We start from the raw sequence: 16,231 nt of genomic DNA, 5'->3' as shown, positions 1-16,231 counted from the left end.
TACTAAGTCAAAAAAGGTAGAGATTTAAATGGCACAAGCCGAGTTTTCATTGCAGGAAAAAGATAAGAAACGACTGATAAAAGATCGTTTAGTTCGACTTGCAGTGACATCCGGTGGTGTCGGCGTACTCGCGGCGCTTATTTTGATCTTTGTCTACCTCGCTATGGTGATCATTCCGCTTTTTTCTGATGCGGAGATCAAAACCAACCAAGCCATTCGAGCTACTCATATTGAAACACCACTTGCGATTTCAGTGGATGATTACGCTCAGCTCGCGTTCGTTCTAACCCAAAGTGGTGAGATTCAATATTTGTCGATGGACGATCCTACGAAACCTGCGGTGTATACACAGCAAATCGTCCAGAAAACCGTTGCTTTCTCTCAATCTGCTCCTGGGCTAGGTTGGTATGGATTTGTTGATGGGCAGGGTAAAGCGAACCTTTTCAAGCCAGAATTTAATGCCACATTGAGAGAAAATACACGTCCTCCGGAAGTGATTGAGCTAGACACCAGCATGGATCTGACGCTGAGTATGCCTCAAGATCCTGTGACTCAGTTTGTATTTGCAGCTTCGACGCCCTTACCAACGGTTGTTTGGCAGACGCAAAGCGGTGAAGTGAAAGCTCGCTGGCAAGTGGCTTCGTCTTTGGGTACGTCTCCTACAACGATCGATTTTACGTTCTCTTCAGGCTTTAATACGCCTCAGCAAATGTTGTTGACACCTGACGGTGAAACGCTTTATTTGCGCGATGGCTCTGAGTTGATAGTGTTAAAGAAAACCGCACGTAAATTTGCTGTACGGGAGGTGGTCGATCTCACTCAAGGTGATAAGAAGCATTCCGTTCGTACGATAGACTTATTGGCTGGTGCTTACTCGCTTTTGGTGACGCACAACGATGGTCGGGTGTCGCAATGGTTTGATACGCTGCAAGACGAAAAACGCACGTTAACGCATATTCGTGATTTTAAATTGGCATCAGAGCTTAAGTATTTGTTGCCGGATTCTCATCGAAAAGGATTTTATAGCTTTTACACCAACGGCACGTTGCAAAGCCATTATACAACCAGTGAAAAACTGGTGTTGTTTAAGCGTGCGTACAATCAAGCGCCCGCAATCGCAGCAATGTCTAACAATGAACGCTACTTAATCACTTGGCAAAATAATGCGTTAAATGTTGCGGAAGTGGACAATGCCTATCCGGAAATTTCATTGTCTTCATTATGGCAAGAAGTGTGGTACGAAGGGTATCCTGAGCCTGAATTTGTGTGGCAATCGACTTCGGCGAGCGATAACTTTGAGGCTAAGTTCAGCCTAGTACCTATTGCATTTGGGACGATAAAAGCGGCGATGTTTGCGATGCTGTTTTCAGTGCCGCTCGCAGTGCTAGGTGCTATTTATACGGCTTACTTTATGTCGACACGTATGCGTCGTGTCGTAAAACCGTCGATTGAGCTAATGGAAGCACTGCCGACGGTGATCATTGGTTTCCTCGCGGGGCTGTGGTTCGCGCCTATTGTCGAAGATCACCTGATTACCATCGTCGTTATGCTGTTTGTTTTGCCCTTGAGCACCATGATTATGGGCGGGCTATGGGCATTAATACCGCAACCTTTGCGGAATCGTCTGCCTAATGGTTGGCATGCTTTAGTGCTCATGCCTGTCATATTGGTACTGATTGGGCTTGGAGTGTGGATTTCGCCTACGATTGAGCAGACGTTCTTTGGTGGCGATATGCGCTTATTCTTAACCGAGCATGGTATTGGTTACGATCAACGCAATGCATTGGTGGTGGGGTTAGCGATGGGGTTTGCTGTTATCCCGACGATTTTTACCATTGCCGAAGATGCCATTTTCTCTGTACCGAAGCATTTATCGGATGGCTCTTTGGCATTAGGGGCCACGCCTTGGCAAACTTTAATCTATGTTGTCTTGCTTACTGCAAGCCCAGGTATTTTTTCTGCCATTATGATGGGCCTGGGACGCGCTGTTGGCGAAACCATGATTGTGTTAATGGCAACGGGCAATACGCCATTAATGGATTGGAATATTTTGGAAGGATTGCGCAGCCTGTCGGCGACCATCGCCGTTGAGTTGCCAGAGTCGGAAGTTGGAAGTTCGCATTATCGCCTGCTGTTCCTAGCTGCATTGATTTTATTTGTGTTTACGTTTGCAGTAAACGCGCTTGCGGAGTGGGTTCGTCAGAGACTGAGAGATAAGTACCGTGCGTTGTAATAATGGTTTGAATAAAGAGCGAGTAATAACGTGTTAAATTGGATTCGTTCTGGCGCACCGTGGATATGGCTAACAGGCGGTGCAGTCAGCATCAGTTTGTTGTCGGTATTAGGGTTGTTACTCCTTATCGGCTGGAAAGGCCTGACTTACTTTTGGCCAGCGCCCTTGTATCAGTGGAATGTTGCAGCGCTGACACCTGTACAAGGCGAAGTGCTACATGAAAATACTATTCTGATTGGTCAAGTGTATGAGCGCAGCTTTGTACCGAAGAGTTATTTGCCTGAAAGCGCAGCACAACAGTTAGAAGACGATGAAGATTTTGCCACGCGACTCAGTATCAAAATCGCCAACCGAGAGTTGTATCCCGCCGATTTTATCTCCGTATTGCAAATGCAGTTGGATGAGCCCACGACGCCAGAAGAGTGGGCGGTGATAGAGCGCAGTAGCGGTGGTTATTTCTTTGGTAAGCTGGTGGCGTTTCAAGATGGCGATAATATATACACCAGTGATATTCAATCGGTACTAAATAAAAAGCTTGATGATGCAGAAACTCTGCGCCATGAGATTGATTCTTTGGTGGTCGATCAGCTTAAAGAGCTTGGTTGGAAGCTAGAGCAGTTGCGATTAGAAAAGCGCAAGCATGAATTGAATGACACGCTGACAGAAAGCTTCTTAAAGGAAAATCAGACGAAAAAAGAGCAGATAGAAAAAGCGCTTGCGACGTTAGATTTACAACTTGATGGTTTACGACTTCAGCTCTCTGACTATGCCTTGATTGTCGAGGATATGACGGGGTCACAAGTATCGATTCCGCTCGAAGACATTTTGGACTACTGGTATCCAAACCAAATGTCACTGCCTGATAAAGTCATGCATTGGGGAAAACAGGTTTGGAAGTTTTTATCTGAAGATCCAAGAGAGTCTAACTCCGAAGGAGGCGTGTTCCCTGCGATATTTGGTACGGTTTTCTTAGTACTCATCATGTCGATCATTGTGATGCCACTCGGGGTGATCGCCGCTATCTATCTACATGAATACGCTAAGAATAACGCTCTAACCAGAGTGATTCGTATTGCAGTTATAAACCTAGCGGGTGTTCCATCGATTGTTTATGGCGTGTTTGGTTTAGGCTTCTTCGTTTATACGATAGGTGCCTCTATCGACAACGTATTCTATGCGGAGAAGCTACCGGCACCAACCTTTGGTACGCCGGGGTTGTTATGGTCTGCACTAACTCTTGCCGTGCTGACGCTTCCAGTTGTGATTGTGACGACTGAAGAAGGTTTAACTCGTATTCCGAGTTCAGTACGACATGGCTCTCTGGCGCTTGGTGCAACTCAGTTCGAAACGCTATGGCGCGTGGTTTTACCTATGGCGACGCCAGCTATTATCACAGGTTTGATCCTTGCGATTGCACGTGCAGCTGGCGAAGTAGCGCCACTGATGCTGGTGGGAGTCGTGAAATTGGCATCCAGTTTACCGGTTGACGGACAATTCCCTTATGTGCATTTGGATAGAAAGTTCATGCATTTAGGTTTTCACATTTACGATGTTGGCTTTCAAACCTCCAACATCGAAGCGGCGCGACCATTAGTTTATGCTACCTCTTTCTTACTCGTGACAGTGATTGTCGGGCTAAACTTAACAGCAATCAGTATTCGCAATAATTTACGAGAAAAATACAGAACGTTAGGACAAGATTAAGTATGTTTAATTTTGATAGTACATTAGGTTATGAGCCACCATTGGACGTTCATAATTTAACGGATGAACAAACAGCAATCTCAATCGAGAACCTTAATCTGTTCTATGGTCAAACTCAGGCGCTGCATGATATTTCGATGCGAATTCCCAAAGGGCGAGTCACCGCTTTTATCGGTCCTTCAGGGTGTGGAAAGTCGACGTTATTACGTTGCATCAATCGTATGAACGACTTAGTGGAAGGGTGTCGAGTCACAGGTAAAGTGCGTCTCCATGGCAAGAATGTTTATCATCCTAATGTCGATGTTGCGACACTTCGACGCCGAGTGGGGATGGTGTTTCAAAGACCCAATCCATTTCCTAAGTCTATTTATGAAAACGTAGTTTATGGCTTACGCTTACAAGGTGTAAAAAACAGCCGCAGTTTAGATGACGCAGTGGAGCGATCCTTGCGCTCGGCGGCGTTGTGGGATGAGGTAAAAGACCGCTTGCATGAGAACGCATTTGGCTTATCTGGTGGTCAGCAACAACGCTTGGTCATTGCGCGCGCGGTGGCGATTGAGCCGGAAGTCCTGTTATTGGACGAGCCAACATCAGCGTTGGATCCAATCTCAACTTTAACTATTGAAGAGCTTATCAATGAGCTGAAGACTCAATATACTGTCGTTATCGTTACCCATAACATGCAACAAGCGGCGAGAGTGAGCGATCATACTGCATTCATTCATATGGGTAAGTTAATTGAATACTCTGACGCGGACTCGATCTTCACTTCGCCAATGAAGAAACAGACCGAAGATTACATTACGGGTCGCTACGGTTAAGTCGCGACTCTATACGGAATAAGGAACATCATGCACTTTGGACGTCATATTTCAGGACAATTTAACGTAGAGCTAGAATCGATTCGTACTCATGTATTAACCATGGGGGGCTTGGTAGAACAGCAGCTTTCGTATGCTATTCAAGCCTTGCATAAAGAAGACATCGAACTGGCGCGTAAGGTTGTGCGTGACGATCATAAAGTGAATGCGATGGAAGTCTCGATCGATGACGCTTGTACACGCATTATTGCTAAGCGTCAGCCAACGGCAAAAGACTTGCGCTTAATCATGGCTATCATCAAAACGATCACGGATTTAGAACGCATCGGTGATGTGGCGACACGCATTGCTTACGTTGCCATTGAAAGCCCATCATCAAAAGAACGACAATTCCAAGTGTCGTTAGAGCCTCTCTGCCGTCAGGCAATTAATATGCTGCATCAGGTTTTAGATGCGTTTGCCCGCATGGATGTAGAAGCGGCAGCAGAGGTGCATAAACAAGATGACAAACTAGACGCCGAGTATGAAGCGGTGATTCGTCAGTTGATGACTTACATGATGGAAGATCCAAAAAATATCCCTAATATTCTGCAAGTGATGTGGTCGGCACGCGCGATTGAACGCGTGGGGGACCGCTGCCAGAACATCTGTGAATACATTATTTACTTCGTGAAAGGGAAAGATGTACGCCATCTAGGTGATCAAAGTATTGATGACGTACTGAAGTAACTGACTTCAATAAATAGACCAGCTTTTAGGCTGGTCTATTTATTAGAGAGAAGGAAAGCACGTCAATATTTATCAGGAACGAAGGTCTGATCATCAATGGGCGCTCTGACGTAACCTTCTTTATTGAGTTCAGGTAATTCGATGGGTGAGTACTCAAGTGCTTTGTAATCAATCTGGCTTAGTAAATGACTGATACAGTTCAAGCGCGCTTTCTTTTTGTCATCAGAAGGGACGACCCACCAAGGGCAGTTTTTCGTGTCTGTATAGGCAAACATCTTATCTTTTGCTTCCGAATACTCCGCCCAGCGATGACGTGACTCCAAATCCATTGGGCTGAATTTCCAACGTTTGATCGGCGTATTAATTCGACCTAGAAAACGTTTTTCCTGCTCTTCGTCTGAAACCGAAAACCAATACTTAATCAGAATAACCCCAGAGCGTTGCAACATTCTTTCGAATTCAGGACAAGAGCGTAAAAACTCTTCGTATTCATCAGGCGTACAGAACCCCATGACTTTTTCGACACCCGCTCGGTTATACCAACTTCGGTCAAATAAAACGATTTCACCAGCAGATGGTAAATGAGCGACGTAACGTTGGAAGTACCATTGCGTTTTTTCTTTTTCTGTCGGTGCAGGCAGAGCGACCACGCGACAAACACGCGGGTTTAGCTTTTCTGTAATTCGCTTTATCACTCCGCCTTTGCCCGCAGCATCACGTCCTTCAAATAAAACCACTACCTTTAACCCTTTGTGTTTGACCCACTCTTGAAGTTTTACGAGCTCAACTTGAAGGTTTTTGAGCTCCTTTTCGTATTCCTTTTTCTTCAATTTAGACATACACCTTTCCTCACTCCTTGATAAACAATATGTTAGCACTCAAAAGCTATGCGCGTGAGGTTACGGTGGTCTATTTGAGAGCTGCTACGACATCGGTAATGGCTTGTGTACTTGTGATGGGGATTAAAAAATCATCGACATCGGGTGCGCCCATTTTGCTTTGTTCGGCAACAAAGGTCATTTGGCTAGGGCGTGTGGTTTTGCCTGACAGATGGATTTCAGGAACTTGAGTGTCTTCTACTAACGCACGTACGTTACTCGCATTAACGCCAGCCCCCGCCATGATTGCTATGCGCCCTTGGGCTTGCTTAACCAAAGCTCTAAGCACATCGATCCCTTGTGGTGCTGAAGGCGCAAGACCGGAGGTTAAAATACGTTCACAACCTAAGCTGATCACTTCTTCCAAAGCTTTTTCAGCGTCACGACACTGGTCAAAGGCACGATGGAAGGTCACGCCTAAGCCAAGCGCTTGAGCAAATTCACACAGCGTAGCCGCGTAAGGCATATGAATATCACCGTCTTGAGTGAGCACGCCGAACACGACACCGCTCAAGCCTGATTGGTGAGCTGCTTCAATATCCCAACGCATCATTTCGATCTCTTCTGCATTGTAGAAGAAGTCACCTTGGCGTGGGCGGATCATGGCATAAACTGGAACACTAGAAAGCTTAGCCGCTTGCTGCATAAAGCCATAACTGGGTGTTAGTCCGCCTAAAGCCAAAGAGGAGCAAAGTTCAATCCGAGTGGCGCCGCCAGCAATGGCGTAGTGCAGAGATTCAATATTATCAATACAGACTTCTAGGTGAGTAACCACGTTCATTCATCCTGCTAACGTTACAAATAAGTGTTGTGGCTAAGATATTAACAGGGCCAGTAAGCAGAATCTGTATGGAGGGGATGATAAATAGAGGTAAAGTTTACGCTAAAGCGTTACCTCATTTTGGCGGTTTATCTGAAGGAAAAAGAAAGCCCAGAGCAGAGGCTCTGGGCTTTGATAGGACTTTACTTAGACTGATTGGCGTTTGCGGTTTTCCGCATTAGCTTATTGCTTTATATACATCCAACCATCACACCCGTTGAGCTAGGGTGAAGGTCTATTATTTTTTGCCTAGGTCAGCTGCGTGCTCAGATAGGAACGCTGCAACACCTTTTGGAGATGCGTCCATACCTGCTTTACCTTCTTCCCATTGTGCAGGACATACTTCGCCGTGCTTCTGGTGGAAGTTAAGAGCGTCAACCATGCGTAGCATTTCGTCGATGTTACGGCCTAGTGGTAGGTCGTTAACTACTTGGTGACGTACAACGCCTTCTTCGTCGATTAGGAAAGAACCACGGAAAGCAACGCCTGCTTCTGGGTGCTCAACGTCGTAAGCTTTACAGATTTCGTGCTTAACGTCAGCAACTAGTGGGTACTTAACTTGACCGATACCGCCATCTTCGATAGCAGTGTTACGCCATGCGTTGTGAGAGAACTGAGAATCGATAGAAACACCGATTACTTCAACACCTTTAGCTTGGAAGTCAGCTAGACGGTTGTCGAATGCGATTAGCTCAGATGGGCAAACGAAAGTGAAATCTAGTGGGTAGAAGAATACTACTGCTTTCTTACCTTTAGTGAACTCTGCAAAGTTGAAGTTTTCAACGATTTCACCGTTACCTAGAACAGCTGCTGCAGTAAAATCAGGGGCTTGACGACCTACTAGTACCATTTTTTTGCTCCTAAAAAGTATGGTTAGCTCCAAACCGAATTCAGTTGTGTCGGTTTGGTTCGTGTTTGTACGAGACAAACTATAGTACAGATTGTAGTATTGAAAAAAGCGAAATAAATAGATTGAGTTAATCGAAAAAAACGATAATAACAAAACTCTTAACTCGATCACTGGAACGGCGGTAGATACAAATACAATTATGAATAAATGGCCCAGTTTGAAGCAGTTACACTATTTAGTCACACTGCATGAAACAAGACATTTTAGTGACGCTGCAGAGCGTTGTTTTGTCAGTCAGTCGACTTTAAGTAAGGGTATTCAAAACTTAGAGGAATTGATTGGTTGTCCCTTATATGAAAAGAAAGATAAGAAAAGTCCACTGGTTTTTACCCAAACAGGAGAAATGGTAGTAAAGCAGGGGCGAGAGCTGTTAGCAAAAGGGCAAGATTTGGTCGAGCTTGGACGTATGTGCCAAGGCGACGATATGCAAGGCCAGCTAAAAGTAGGATGTATACCAACAATTGCTCCGTTTTTACTGTGTGATTTGGTACAAGAGGTGAACTACCGTTTTCCACAACTGAATCTTTTATTAAGAGAAGACACGACGACAAACTTACTTCAAGCGCTCAGACATGGTGAGCTGGATGTGCTTATTTTAGCGTTACCAGTCGAAATTGATGGGATGGAAAGCCGAGTAGTGGGTAAGGATCCGTTTCGAATGGTTATAAGCGCTAATCAAGCCCAATCGGTCCCTGTGCCGATTCGTTACGCGGATTTACCTGACGAATCCGTCTTTCTACTAGAGAAAGAACATTGCTTAACGGAACATGCGGTATCAGCGTGTAAATTAACAGACAAAGAAAAAATCAATCCGTTTACGGCAACCAGCCTCCATACACTGGTGCAAATGGTTGCGAATGGTTTGGGAACAACGTTCATTCCTCAAATGGCTATCGACCATGGCTTGCTGCATAACCAGAATTTAGTCGTGATCGATCCTCCTGGTAAACAAGCTTATCGCGAAATCGGCTTAGTTTGGCGTCCGAGCTCGTCAAGAACGAAAACATTTAATCAACTTGCAGAAGTCGTTTCAGAGCTGCTTTAGCTATTAGTATTAGCCCTTACTTCTCCATTATTTATCTAAAAGCGCACTGGAAACAGTGCGCTTTCTAGTATTTTATTCTGTTGGTAAACTTTGACTTGTAAAATTTTACAGCTCTTCTTTGATGAAGCTTTCATAAAATAGTGAAATTTCACAATGTTAATTTTACACAAAGCCCTGCATACCTTGTTTGACCCCTGTTTAAATACATCTCTTCAGCCCTTGTGAATACAAGGTGTTTGTTTACCAGTCTATATTCATACGCTTGTTTGAAATGATAAAACGACTTTAAATTTAATGTAATTTTATTACGTAATAACTTACAGAATAAAGCGCTTGATAGATGGTTTTTACCTTGCGGAATAAAACTTTGAATTTTCTGTTTTGTTTATATTGGGGGTTTCACTAAACCCCTTGTTGATATAGCTTATTTAAAGGCCGATACGACTTATGTCTAGATTGAAAATACACGTAGCATTACGCAATCTATCGACATGGCTAGACGAGTTGAACACAAAGTTAAAGGATGTAATTTGTTGTTCATAACTTACAAATGTAGCTTTACGCTGACTGCCCAAGATTGATAAAGCACGTTAAGGATGAATGATTATGCTTGCTCAGACAGAACAAAAAACACAACAACTAAAGCAAACCCAAGGCATGCTTGAGGTGAATGGAGTCGTTGCTCCAGAACATCAAGCAATTTTCCCTGTTGAAGCCCAAACCTTTTTATCTCTACTGTGTGAAAAATTTGCCGGACGTGTTGAACAGTTGCTAGAAGCAAGAGAAGAGAAGCAAGCACGTATTGATGCTGGTGAGCTACCAGATTTTCTACCAGAGACACAAGACATCCGTGAAGGAAGTTGGAAGATCCTAGGAATCCCACAAGATCTGCAAGATCGCCGTGTGGAGATTACCGGACCAACTGACCGCAAGATGGTGATTAACGCACTGAATGCGAATGTAAAAGTGTTCATGGCAGACTTCGAAGATTCAATGTCTCCTGCATGGAGTAAAGTGCTGGATGGTCAAATTAACTTGCGCGATGCTGTTAATGGCACCATCAGTTACACCAATCCTGGCAATGGCAAACATTATCAGCTGGAAGATGACCCAGCGGTGTTGATCTGCCGTGTTCGCGGCCTTCATTTAAAAGAAAAACACGTTACGTGGCACGGTCAGATCACTCCAGGTGCGCTATTCGATTTCGCTCTGTATTTCTATAACAACTACAAAGCGTTACTTCAAAAAGGCAGTGGCCCTTATTTCTACCTTCCAAAACTGCAATCGCATCACGAAGCGAAGTGGTGGAGCGAAGTGTTCCATTTCACGGAAGACTACTTCGGTTTGGATACAGGCACGATCAAAGCGACTGTGCTGATTGAAACCTTACCAGCGGTATTCGAAATGGACGAGATTCTGTTCTCGCTTAAAGAACACATCGTTGGTTTGAACTGTGGTCGCTGGGATTACATCTTTAGCTATATCAAAACATTGAAAAAACACTCAGACCGAGTACTGCCAGATCGCCAAGTGGTAACGATGGACAAGCCATTCTTAAACGCTTACTCGCGATTATTGGTACGTACTTGCCATAAACGAGGTGCTTTCGCGATGGGAGGAATGGCCGCATTTATCCCAGCTAAAGACCCGAAAGAGAATCAAAAAGTATTAGACAAGATCCAGACTGACAAATCGTTAGAAGCTAACAACGGCCACGACGGTACTTGGGTGGCTCATCCAGGTTTGGCTGACACTGCTATGGAAGTCTTTAGTGCTGTGCTGGGTGAACGCACCAACCAGTTGGATGTGAGCCGTGCAGAGGATGCGCCTATTACAGCAGCTGAACTGCTTGAGCCTTGTGAAAGCGAGCGCACTGAAGGCGGAATGCGCCACAATATTCGCGTTGCGCTGCAATACATCGAAGCTTGGATTTCTGGCAATGGTTGTGTGCCGATTTACGGACTGATGGAAGACGCAGCAACGGCAGAAATCTCACGCGCCTCTATCTGGCAATGGATTCAACACGGCAAGTCGCTAGACAACGGATTAAAGGTCACTAAAGAGCTGTTCGAGCTCTATCTCAAAGAGGAGATTGAAGTCGTGAAGCAAGAAATTGGCGAGCAGCGCTACCATGCGGGTCGATTTGAAGAAGCAGCAGACTTAATGGCAAGGCTCACGACGAGCGATGAACTGACCAACTTTTTGACAGTTCCTGGTTATGACTACCTGGATTAATAAAGAATAACTGTAACACCAATAACGTGAAGGATTTTCAAGGCAGATAGGGAAGTACTGCCTGAGAACGGAAACTCAACGCACACGCATAAAGTGCAAATTATAAAGAGGGATAGACCAATGACTAACTTAACTCGCCGCCAACAAATTGAAGCTCTGGAAAAAGACTGGGCAACTAACCCACGCTGGAAAAATGTGAAGCGTACTTACACTGCCGAGGAAGTGGTGGAACTGCGTGGCTCTATGGTGCCTGCAAACACAATTGCACAACGTGGTGCAGACAAACTTTGGTCACTGGTCAACGGTAGTGCGAAAAAAGGTTACGTAAACTGTCTTGGTGCGCTAACGGGTGGTCAAGCCGTTCAACAAGCTAAGGCAGGTATTGAAGCGATCTATCTGTCAGGCTGGCAGGTAGCGGCGGATAACAACACCGCTTCGACGATGTATCCAGACCAATCTCTTTACCCAGTAGATTCTGTACCGTCAGTAGTAAAGCGTATCAACAACTCATTCCGTCGTGCAGACCAAATTCAGTGGGCTGCTGGTAAGACGCCTGAAGATGAAGGTGGTATTGATTACTTCCTACCTATCGTAGCGGATGCGGAAGCGGGCTTTGGTGGTGTGCTTAACGCTTACGAACTAATGAAATCGATGATCGAAGCCGGTGCCGCGGGCGTTCACTTTGAAGACCAGTTAGCATCGGTGAAAAAGTGTGGTCATATGGGTGGTAAGGTATTAGTTCCTACGCAAGAAGCGGTACAAAAGCTCGTTGCAGCTCGTTTGGCTGCTGACGTAGCGGGAACAACAACATTAGTTATTGCTCGTACTGATGCGAATGCGGCGGATCTCATTACTTCAGATTGCGACCCATATGATAAAGACTTTATTGAAGGTGAGCGCACTCAAGAAGGTTTCTACCGCGTTCGCGCGGGTATCGACCAAGCGATTTCTCGCGGTCTGGCTTACGCACCATATGCAGACTTGATTTGGTGTGAAACGGCTACGCCATGTTTGGAAGAAGCACGTAAGTTTGCAGAAGCAATTCACGCTGAATACCCAGATCAATTGTTGGCGTACAACTGCTCGCCTTCATTCAACTGGGAGAAAAACCTAGATGCAGAAACCATTGCTAAGTTCCAACAAGAGCTTGCAGACATGGGCTACAAGTACCAATTCATCACGCTAGCAGGCATTCACAACATGTGGTTCAACATGTTTGAACTGGCACACGCTTACGCTCAAGGTGAAGGTATGCGTCATTATGTTGAGAAAGTTCAGCGTCCTGAATTCCAAGCGGCTGAAAAAGGTTATACGTTTGTTGCGCACCAACAAGAAGTAGGTACAGGTTACTTCGATAGAATGACCAATACTATCCAAGGTGGTAACTCTTCAGTGACAGCATTGACAGGTTCGACCGAAGAAGACCAATTCTAATTGGCAGAGAAACACTTCCTTAATCAGCGTCAGTAATGGCATTTTGAGCGGCAACCCTGCCGCTCTTTTTTCGTTTAACCGGTGTAAAAACGAAACTTACAACAAAGAGAATACGCTTGCGTACTATTCTTCCTGCTCGATTTCTTCAGGTTCCACTTCTTCTTGTAGTTCCAATAAGTTAATCGCAATCGTCACGAAGTCACTATCAGTAATAATGCCGACCAATCGACCTTTGGTGACAACAGGTAGACAGCCAACTTTATGCTTTTGCATATAGATAGCGCTCTCTTTGAGCCCCGCGATAGGCTCTGCCGTCATGATATTGGTGTGCATCATTTCGTAGAGCGGTGTGTCTAAAGTAAAAGATTGTTCAGCCTCATCTGGGTGCAAGCTCGATTCTTGAGCAGCAAGAATGTCGCGTTGAGTCACCAAGCCTTGTAAGTGGTTATTGGCATCAACAACCGGAATGTGTCGAATATCAAGCGCATCCATCATGCTTTTTGCATCACGCAAGGTGTGCGTGCGCAGTAAGGTATGAGGATTACGAGTCATCATGTCTTCAACCTTGATCATAGAGACCTCCAGCGGCATTGTCCTTCTCTTAAATATAGAGAATATTTTTCTGTATATCTGGGAGCTAACTCGTTTTTCATCAATTAAATAGCACAATGCTGATGGGCTGCGTAATCTGTGTTTTATTGGTGTTTTTATTAATTTGAATAAGTCGGTTTGTGTGCGAGTCAGTTGGCATTTTTAGTTGATATTGAATGTGTCCCCAAGGTAATCCAATGAATTGAATCGCACATTTTTATTCGCTGGATTTTCCAAGATTCTTCTCTCGAAGAAGATACGTCCAGGCTTACCAAATTGAAGACAGCAACCTAGATGAAACGAACAACGTGTAACAAACTTATTGCGCTGGCAGTGGCGGCATTCAGTGTGCCATCAACACAGGCGATTGTGTTAGGAGATGAACAAACCGATCCTGTTGACCGCGTTACTTTGCGAGCAAGTAATATGGCAGAGTTTCCGCTGTGTGGGGGAACGATGCTGACAGAGCAATGGGTACTGACTGCAGCGCACTGTGTGGTGATGGGACAAGGAACCAATGAAGCAACCTACTATGTGACCCCGCCGGGTGAGTTGTCGGTGAATGCGAATGTGTATGAACTTAATTCTGCAGGGCTTGATAACTTCTATCCGGTGTCTCACGTTGTGGTTCATCCGGATTACACCCGGATTTCAAAAGCTGAGACCGACAGTAATGGCAACGTGAAACCTATCCAAACCGGTTTAGATTCAGACATCGCGTTGCTGTATCTCACGCGCCCAGTGGCAAACGCGAGCTTTGCTGACCTAGCGAGTAAAGTTGACATGGAGAGTATCGAAGCACGTTTGGCGGCGGATTGGAACGATAATTACCTGACCAATCAACGTGTCGAAAATGTGCAAGTGTTTGGATGGGGGGCTACTCAGCCGGATGCTTCTGAACCTTCTAATACGCTCAAAACCACCATTAGCACATTTTTACCCATCGACAAATGTTATGAGCGTTTAGAAATTGGCAGCAGTTTTCCGGGGATCATTGATTCAAGAGACAACCAAACCAAAATTTGTACGCTACCAACACAAAACCATGTATTGGAGCCAGATAGCCATACTCAATATGGCAACTCTGCATGTAAAGGTGACAGTGGTGGCCCGTTGGTCGATGTGGCGACCGGCAAACAAATTGGTATTGTTAGTGGCGGCCCCCTTATTCTACCAACGTGTGGCTCTTTGACGATCCCAAGTTTCTACACCAAGGTGAGCCACTATTACGACTGGGTACAGTCTTACATCACTGCCGATGCGCCACCAAGTCGTTACATCATTGCGCCGAATTTTATCAAAAGTGCTAACAATGAAAGTGGTGACAATAAAGAGTGTCACGATGGCATTGCGACCAATAACTGTGATTTCAAAGGCTCAGATGATGAAGGTGGCAGTCTAGGGTTTTGGTTATTGGGTTTATTCGTGCCGTTATTCTTGTGGCGAAAGCGTGAGGTTTGATAGGGCGATTGGAATGCCAAACTAATAAGCAGCGGTATACGCTGCTTTGCTTTTTTCATGTTTTCTCTTTTGGGCTCAAATTAAAAATAGTGCCAAGTAATCGAGGCTTTTCACGTTTTATTACACTCTTCACCATGGCTTTTACTGCTATATTCTGGTGATTTGCTTGCTATTGCAGCATGTAAACATATACTAGTCTGCTGCGAAAAACTCGTCGCAATTTTATCGTCGCCTAGACGTGATTTGACCAATAGATAAGACAAGTAACATGCAAGTATCAGATTTCCATTTCGACCTTCCAGATGAACTCATCGCTCGCTACCCTCAACCAGAGCGTACCGCTAGCCGACTGCTGCAAATGGACGGCAATACCGGAGAGCTCATTGATGGCACATTTATTGATGTATTGGGCCAAGTTCAACCCGGTGACTTAGTGGTGTTTAATAATACTCGTGTTATTCCTGCTCGTCTTTTTGGCCGCAAGGAGTCGGGCGGTAAATTAGAAGTGCTAGTGGAGCGCATGTTGGATGAGAAAAGCATCCTCGCGCACGTTCGTTGCTCTAAATCACCAAAACCAGGTACAACCATTATTGTTGGCGAGAATGATGAATATTCAGCAGAAATGGTTGCACGCCATGATGCTTTATTTGAACTGAAATTTAGTTCTGATAAGACGGTACTAGAAATTCTGGAAGAAATCGGCCATATGCCGCTTCCTCCTTACATCGACCGTCCAGACGAAGATGCAGATAAAGAGCGTTACCAAACGGTATATAATCAAAAGCCAGGTGCGGTTGCGGCACCGACAGCGGGCCTTCACTTTGATGATGTTCTCTTGGAGAAAATCAAAGCGAAAGGTGCAGAGTTTGCTTACGTTACTTTGCACGTTGGGGCGGGTACATTCCAGCCAGTAAAAGTGGAAAATATCAACGATCACCACATGCATGCCGAGTACGTAGAAGTACCGCAAGAAGTCGTCGAAGCAATTAAAGCGACGAAAGCGCGTGGCGGACGAATTATTGCTGTTGGTACAACATCTGTGCGTTCACTTGAAAGTGCAGCGCAAGACGCATTGCAAAAAGGGACTGAGCTGGCCCCATTCTTTGGCGATACAGAAATCTTTATTTTCCCTGGTTACGAATATCAGTTGGTGGATTGCTTGATCACAAACTTCCACTTGCCTGAATCAACACTGATCATGTTGGTGAGTGCATTTGCTGGATACGAGAACACCATGAATGCTTACAAACATGCGGTGGAAAACAAATACCGTTTCTTCTCGTATGGCGATTCAATGTTCATCAAGAAGAAAACGGCGTAGTTAAAAATAGATTTACGAGTGCTAGCAGTAAGCTAGGAAATAAAGCATC

At 45.0% G+C, this 16,231-nt stretch carries 12 protein-coding genes and 2 pseudogenes; 10 read left to right on the top strand and 4 right to left on the bottom strand.

Annotation, left to right across the window (positions count from 1 at the left end):
* The first annotated feature begins 28 nt into the window (after positions 1 to 28).
* The 5 genes and pseudogenes from R8O10_RS10260 (at position 29) to phoU (ending at position 5,487) form a co-directional block, all read left to right on the top strand.
* Positions 29 to 2,233 (top strand): ABC transporter permease subunit, encoded by a 2,205-nt coding sequence (locus R8O10_RS10260; protein ID WP_318191356.1) that lies wholly within the window; start codon positions 29 to 31, stop codon positions 2,231 to 2,233.
* 30 nt (positions 2,234 to 2,263) lie between these two features.
* A pseudogene (locus tag R8O10_RS27930) lies at positions 2,264 to 2,495 on the top strand (phosphate ABC transporter, permease protein PstA); the annotation flags it as partial.
* A 65-nt stretch (positions 2,496 to 2,560) separates the two neighbouring features.
* Positions 2,561 to 3,937 (top strand): annotated as a pseudogene (gene pstA, locus R8O10_RS10255) (phosphate ABC transporter permease PstA); the annotation flags it as partial.
* Positions 3,938 to 3,939: 2 nt separating this feature from the next.
* Positions 3,940 to 4,758: a phosphate ABC transporter ATP-binding protein PstB gene (gene pstB / locus R8O10_RS10250; protein WP_005381745.1), complete on the top strand. Its 819-nt coding sequence runs from the start codon at positions 3,940 to 3,942 to the stop codon at positions 4,756 to 4,758.
* A gap of 30 nt (positions 4,759 to 4,788) precedes the next feature.
* Positions 4,789 to 5,487, top strand: coding sequence for a phosphate signaling complex protein PhoU (gene phoU / locus R8O10_RS10245; RefSeq protein WP_005381744.1), 699 nt, complete (start codon positions 4,789 to 4,791; stop codon positions 5,485 to 5,487).
* 62 nt (positions 5,488 to 5,549) lie between these two features.
* Here phoU and ppk2 read toward each other — a convergent pair whose 3' ends face one another.
* From ppk2 to R8O10_RS10230, 3 genes are all read right to left on the bottom strand, one after another.
* Entirely contained in the window at positions 5,550 to 6,326 is a 777-nt protein-coding gene (gene ppk2, locus R8O10_RS10240; RefSeq protein WP_318191355.1) for a polyphosphate kinase 2, read from the bottom strand.
* 70 nt (positions 6,327 to 6,396) lie between these two features.
* Entirely contained in the window at positions 6,397 to 7,140 is a 744-nt protein-coding gene (locus R8O10_RS10235) for a copper homeostasis protein CutC (protein ID WP_412035161.1), read from the bottom strand.
* Positions 7,141 to 7,423: 283 nt separating this feature from the next.
* Positions 7,424 to 8,035, bottom strand: a complete 612-nt coding sequence (locus R8O10_RS10230) for a peroxiredoxin C (RefSeq protein ID WP_005381738.1) — start codon at positions 8,033 to 8,035, stop codon at positions 7,424 to 7,426.
* A 199-nt stretch (positions 8,036 to 8,234) separates the two neighbouring features.
* Between R8O10_RS10230 and R8O10_RS10225 the strand changes: the two genes are divergently transcribed.
* The 3 genes from R8O10_RS10225 (at position 8,235) to aceA (ending at position 12,809) form a co-directional block, all read left to right on the top strand.
* On the top strand, positions 8,235 to 9,140 hold the full coding sequence (locus R8O10_RS10225; RefSeq protein WP_005383681.1) for a hydrogen peroxide-inducible genes activator: 906 nt from the start codon (positions 8,235 to 8,237) through the stop codon (positions 9,138 to 9,140).
* Between the two features lie 606 nt (positions 9,141 to 9,746).
* Positions 9,747 to 11,375, top strand: a complete 1,629-nt coding sequence (gene aceB / locus R8O10_RS10220) for a malate synthase A (protein WP_318191353.1) — start codon at positions 9,747 to 9,749, stop codon at positions 11,373 to 11,375.
* Positions 11,376 to 11,495: 120 nt separating this feature from the next.
* Positions 11,496 to 12,809, top strand: a complete 1,314-nt coding sequence (gene aceA / locus R8O10_RS10215) for an isocitrate lyase (protein ID WP_005381733.1) — start codon at positions 11,496 to 11,498, stop codon at positions 12,807 to 12,809.
* 123 nt (positions 12,810 to 12,932) lie between these two features.
* Here the strand turns inward: aceA and R8O10_RS10210 are convergent, their stop codons facing one another.
* Positions 12,933 to 13,382 carry a CBS domain-containing protein gene (locus tag R8O10_RS10210; protein WP_017820562.1) on the bottom strand — a complete coding sequence of 150 codons (450 nt, stop codon included), beginning with the start codon at positions 13,380 to 13,382 and terminating at the stop codon, positions 12,933 to 12,935.
* Between the two features lie 312 nt (positions 13,383 to 13,694).
* Between R8O10_RS10210 and R8O10_RS10205 the strand changes: the two genes are divergently transcribed.
* Together R8O10_RS10205 and queA are read left to right on the top strand one after the other, a co-directional pair.
* Positions 13,695 to 14,861 carry a trypsin-like serine protease gene (locus tag R8O10_RS10205; protein ID WP_042521159.1) on the top strand — a complete coding sequence of 389 codons (1,167 nt, stop codon included), beginning with the start codon at positions 13,695 to 13,697 and terminating at the stop codon, positions 14,859 to 14,861.
* 268 nt (positions 14,862 to 15,129) lie between these two features.
* On the top strand, positions 15,130 to 16,182 hold the full coding sequence (gene queA / locus R8O10_RS10200; protein WP_132937061.1) for a tRNA preQ1(34) S-adenosylmethionine ribosyltransferase-isomerase QueA: 1,053 nt from the start codon (positions 15,130 to 15,132) through the stop codon (positions 16,180 to 16,182).
* Positions 16,183 to 16,231: the final 49 nt, after the last annotated feature.

It is taken from the genome of Vibrio sp. 1727 (assembly GCF_033344415.1).
GTDB lineage: Bacteria > Pseudomonadota > Gammaproteobacteria > Enterobacterales > Vibrionaceae > Vibrio > Vibrio alginolyticus.
Note: the sequence above shows the minus strand (reverse complement) of the source record. Positions and strands in the feature narration are given on the sequence as shown.

Bases quoted from the DNA above. Each gene is read 5' to 3' on its own strand.
- phoU (WP_005381744.1), top strand. From the start codon at position 4,789: ATGCACTTTGGACGTCATATTTCAGGACAATTTAACGTAGAGCTAGAA.
- ppk2 (WP_318191355.1), bottom strand. From the start codon at position 6,326: ATGTCTAAATTGAAGAAAAAGGAATACGAAAAGGAGCTCAAAAACCTT.
- aceA (WP_005381733.1), top strand. From the start codon at position 11,496: ATGACTAACTTAACTCGCCGCCAACAAATTGAAGCTCTGGAAAAAGAC.
- R8O10_RS10205 (WP_042521159.1), top strand. From the start codon at position 13,695: ATGAAACGAACAACGTGTAACAAACTTATTGCGCTGGCAGTGGCGGCA.
- R8O10_RS10210 (WP_017820562.1), bottom strand. From the start codon at position 13,382: ATGATCAAGGTTGAAGACATGATGACTCGTAATCCTCATACCTTACTG.
- pstB (WP_005381745.1), top strand. From the start codon at position 3,940: ATGTTTAATTTTGATAGTACATTAGGTTATGAGCCACCATTGGACGTT.
- R8O10_RS10260 (WP_318191356.1), top strand. From the start codon at position 29: ATGGCACAAGCCGAGTTTTCATTGCAGGAAAAAGATAAGAAACGACTG.
- queA (WP_132937061.1), top strand. From the start codon at position 15,130: ATGCAAGTATCAGATTTCCATTTCGACCTTCCAGATGAACTCATCGCT.
- R8O10_RS10225 (WP_005383681.1), top strand. From the start codon at position 8,235: ATGAATAAATGGCCCAGTTTGAAGCAGTTACACTATTTAGTCACACTG.
- R8O10_RS10230 (WP_005381738.1), bottom strand. From the start codon at position 8,035: ATGGTACTAGTAGGTCGTCAAGCCCCTGATTTTACTGCAGCAGCTGTT.
- aceB (WP_318191353.1), top strand. From the start codon at position 9,747: ATGCTTGCTCAGACAGAACAAAAAACACAACAACTAAAGCAAACCCAA.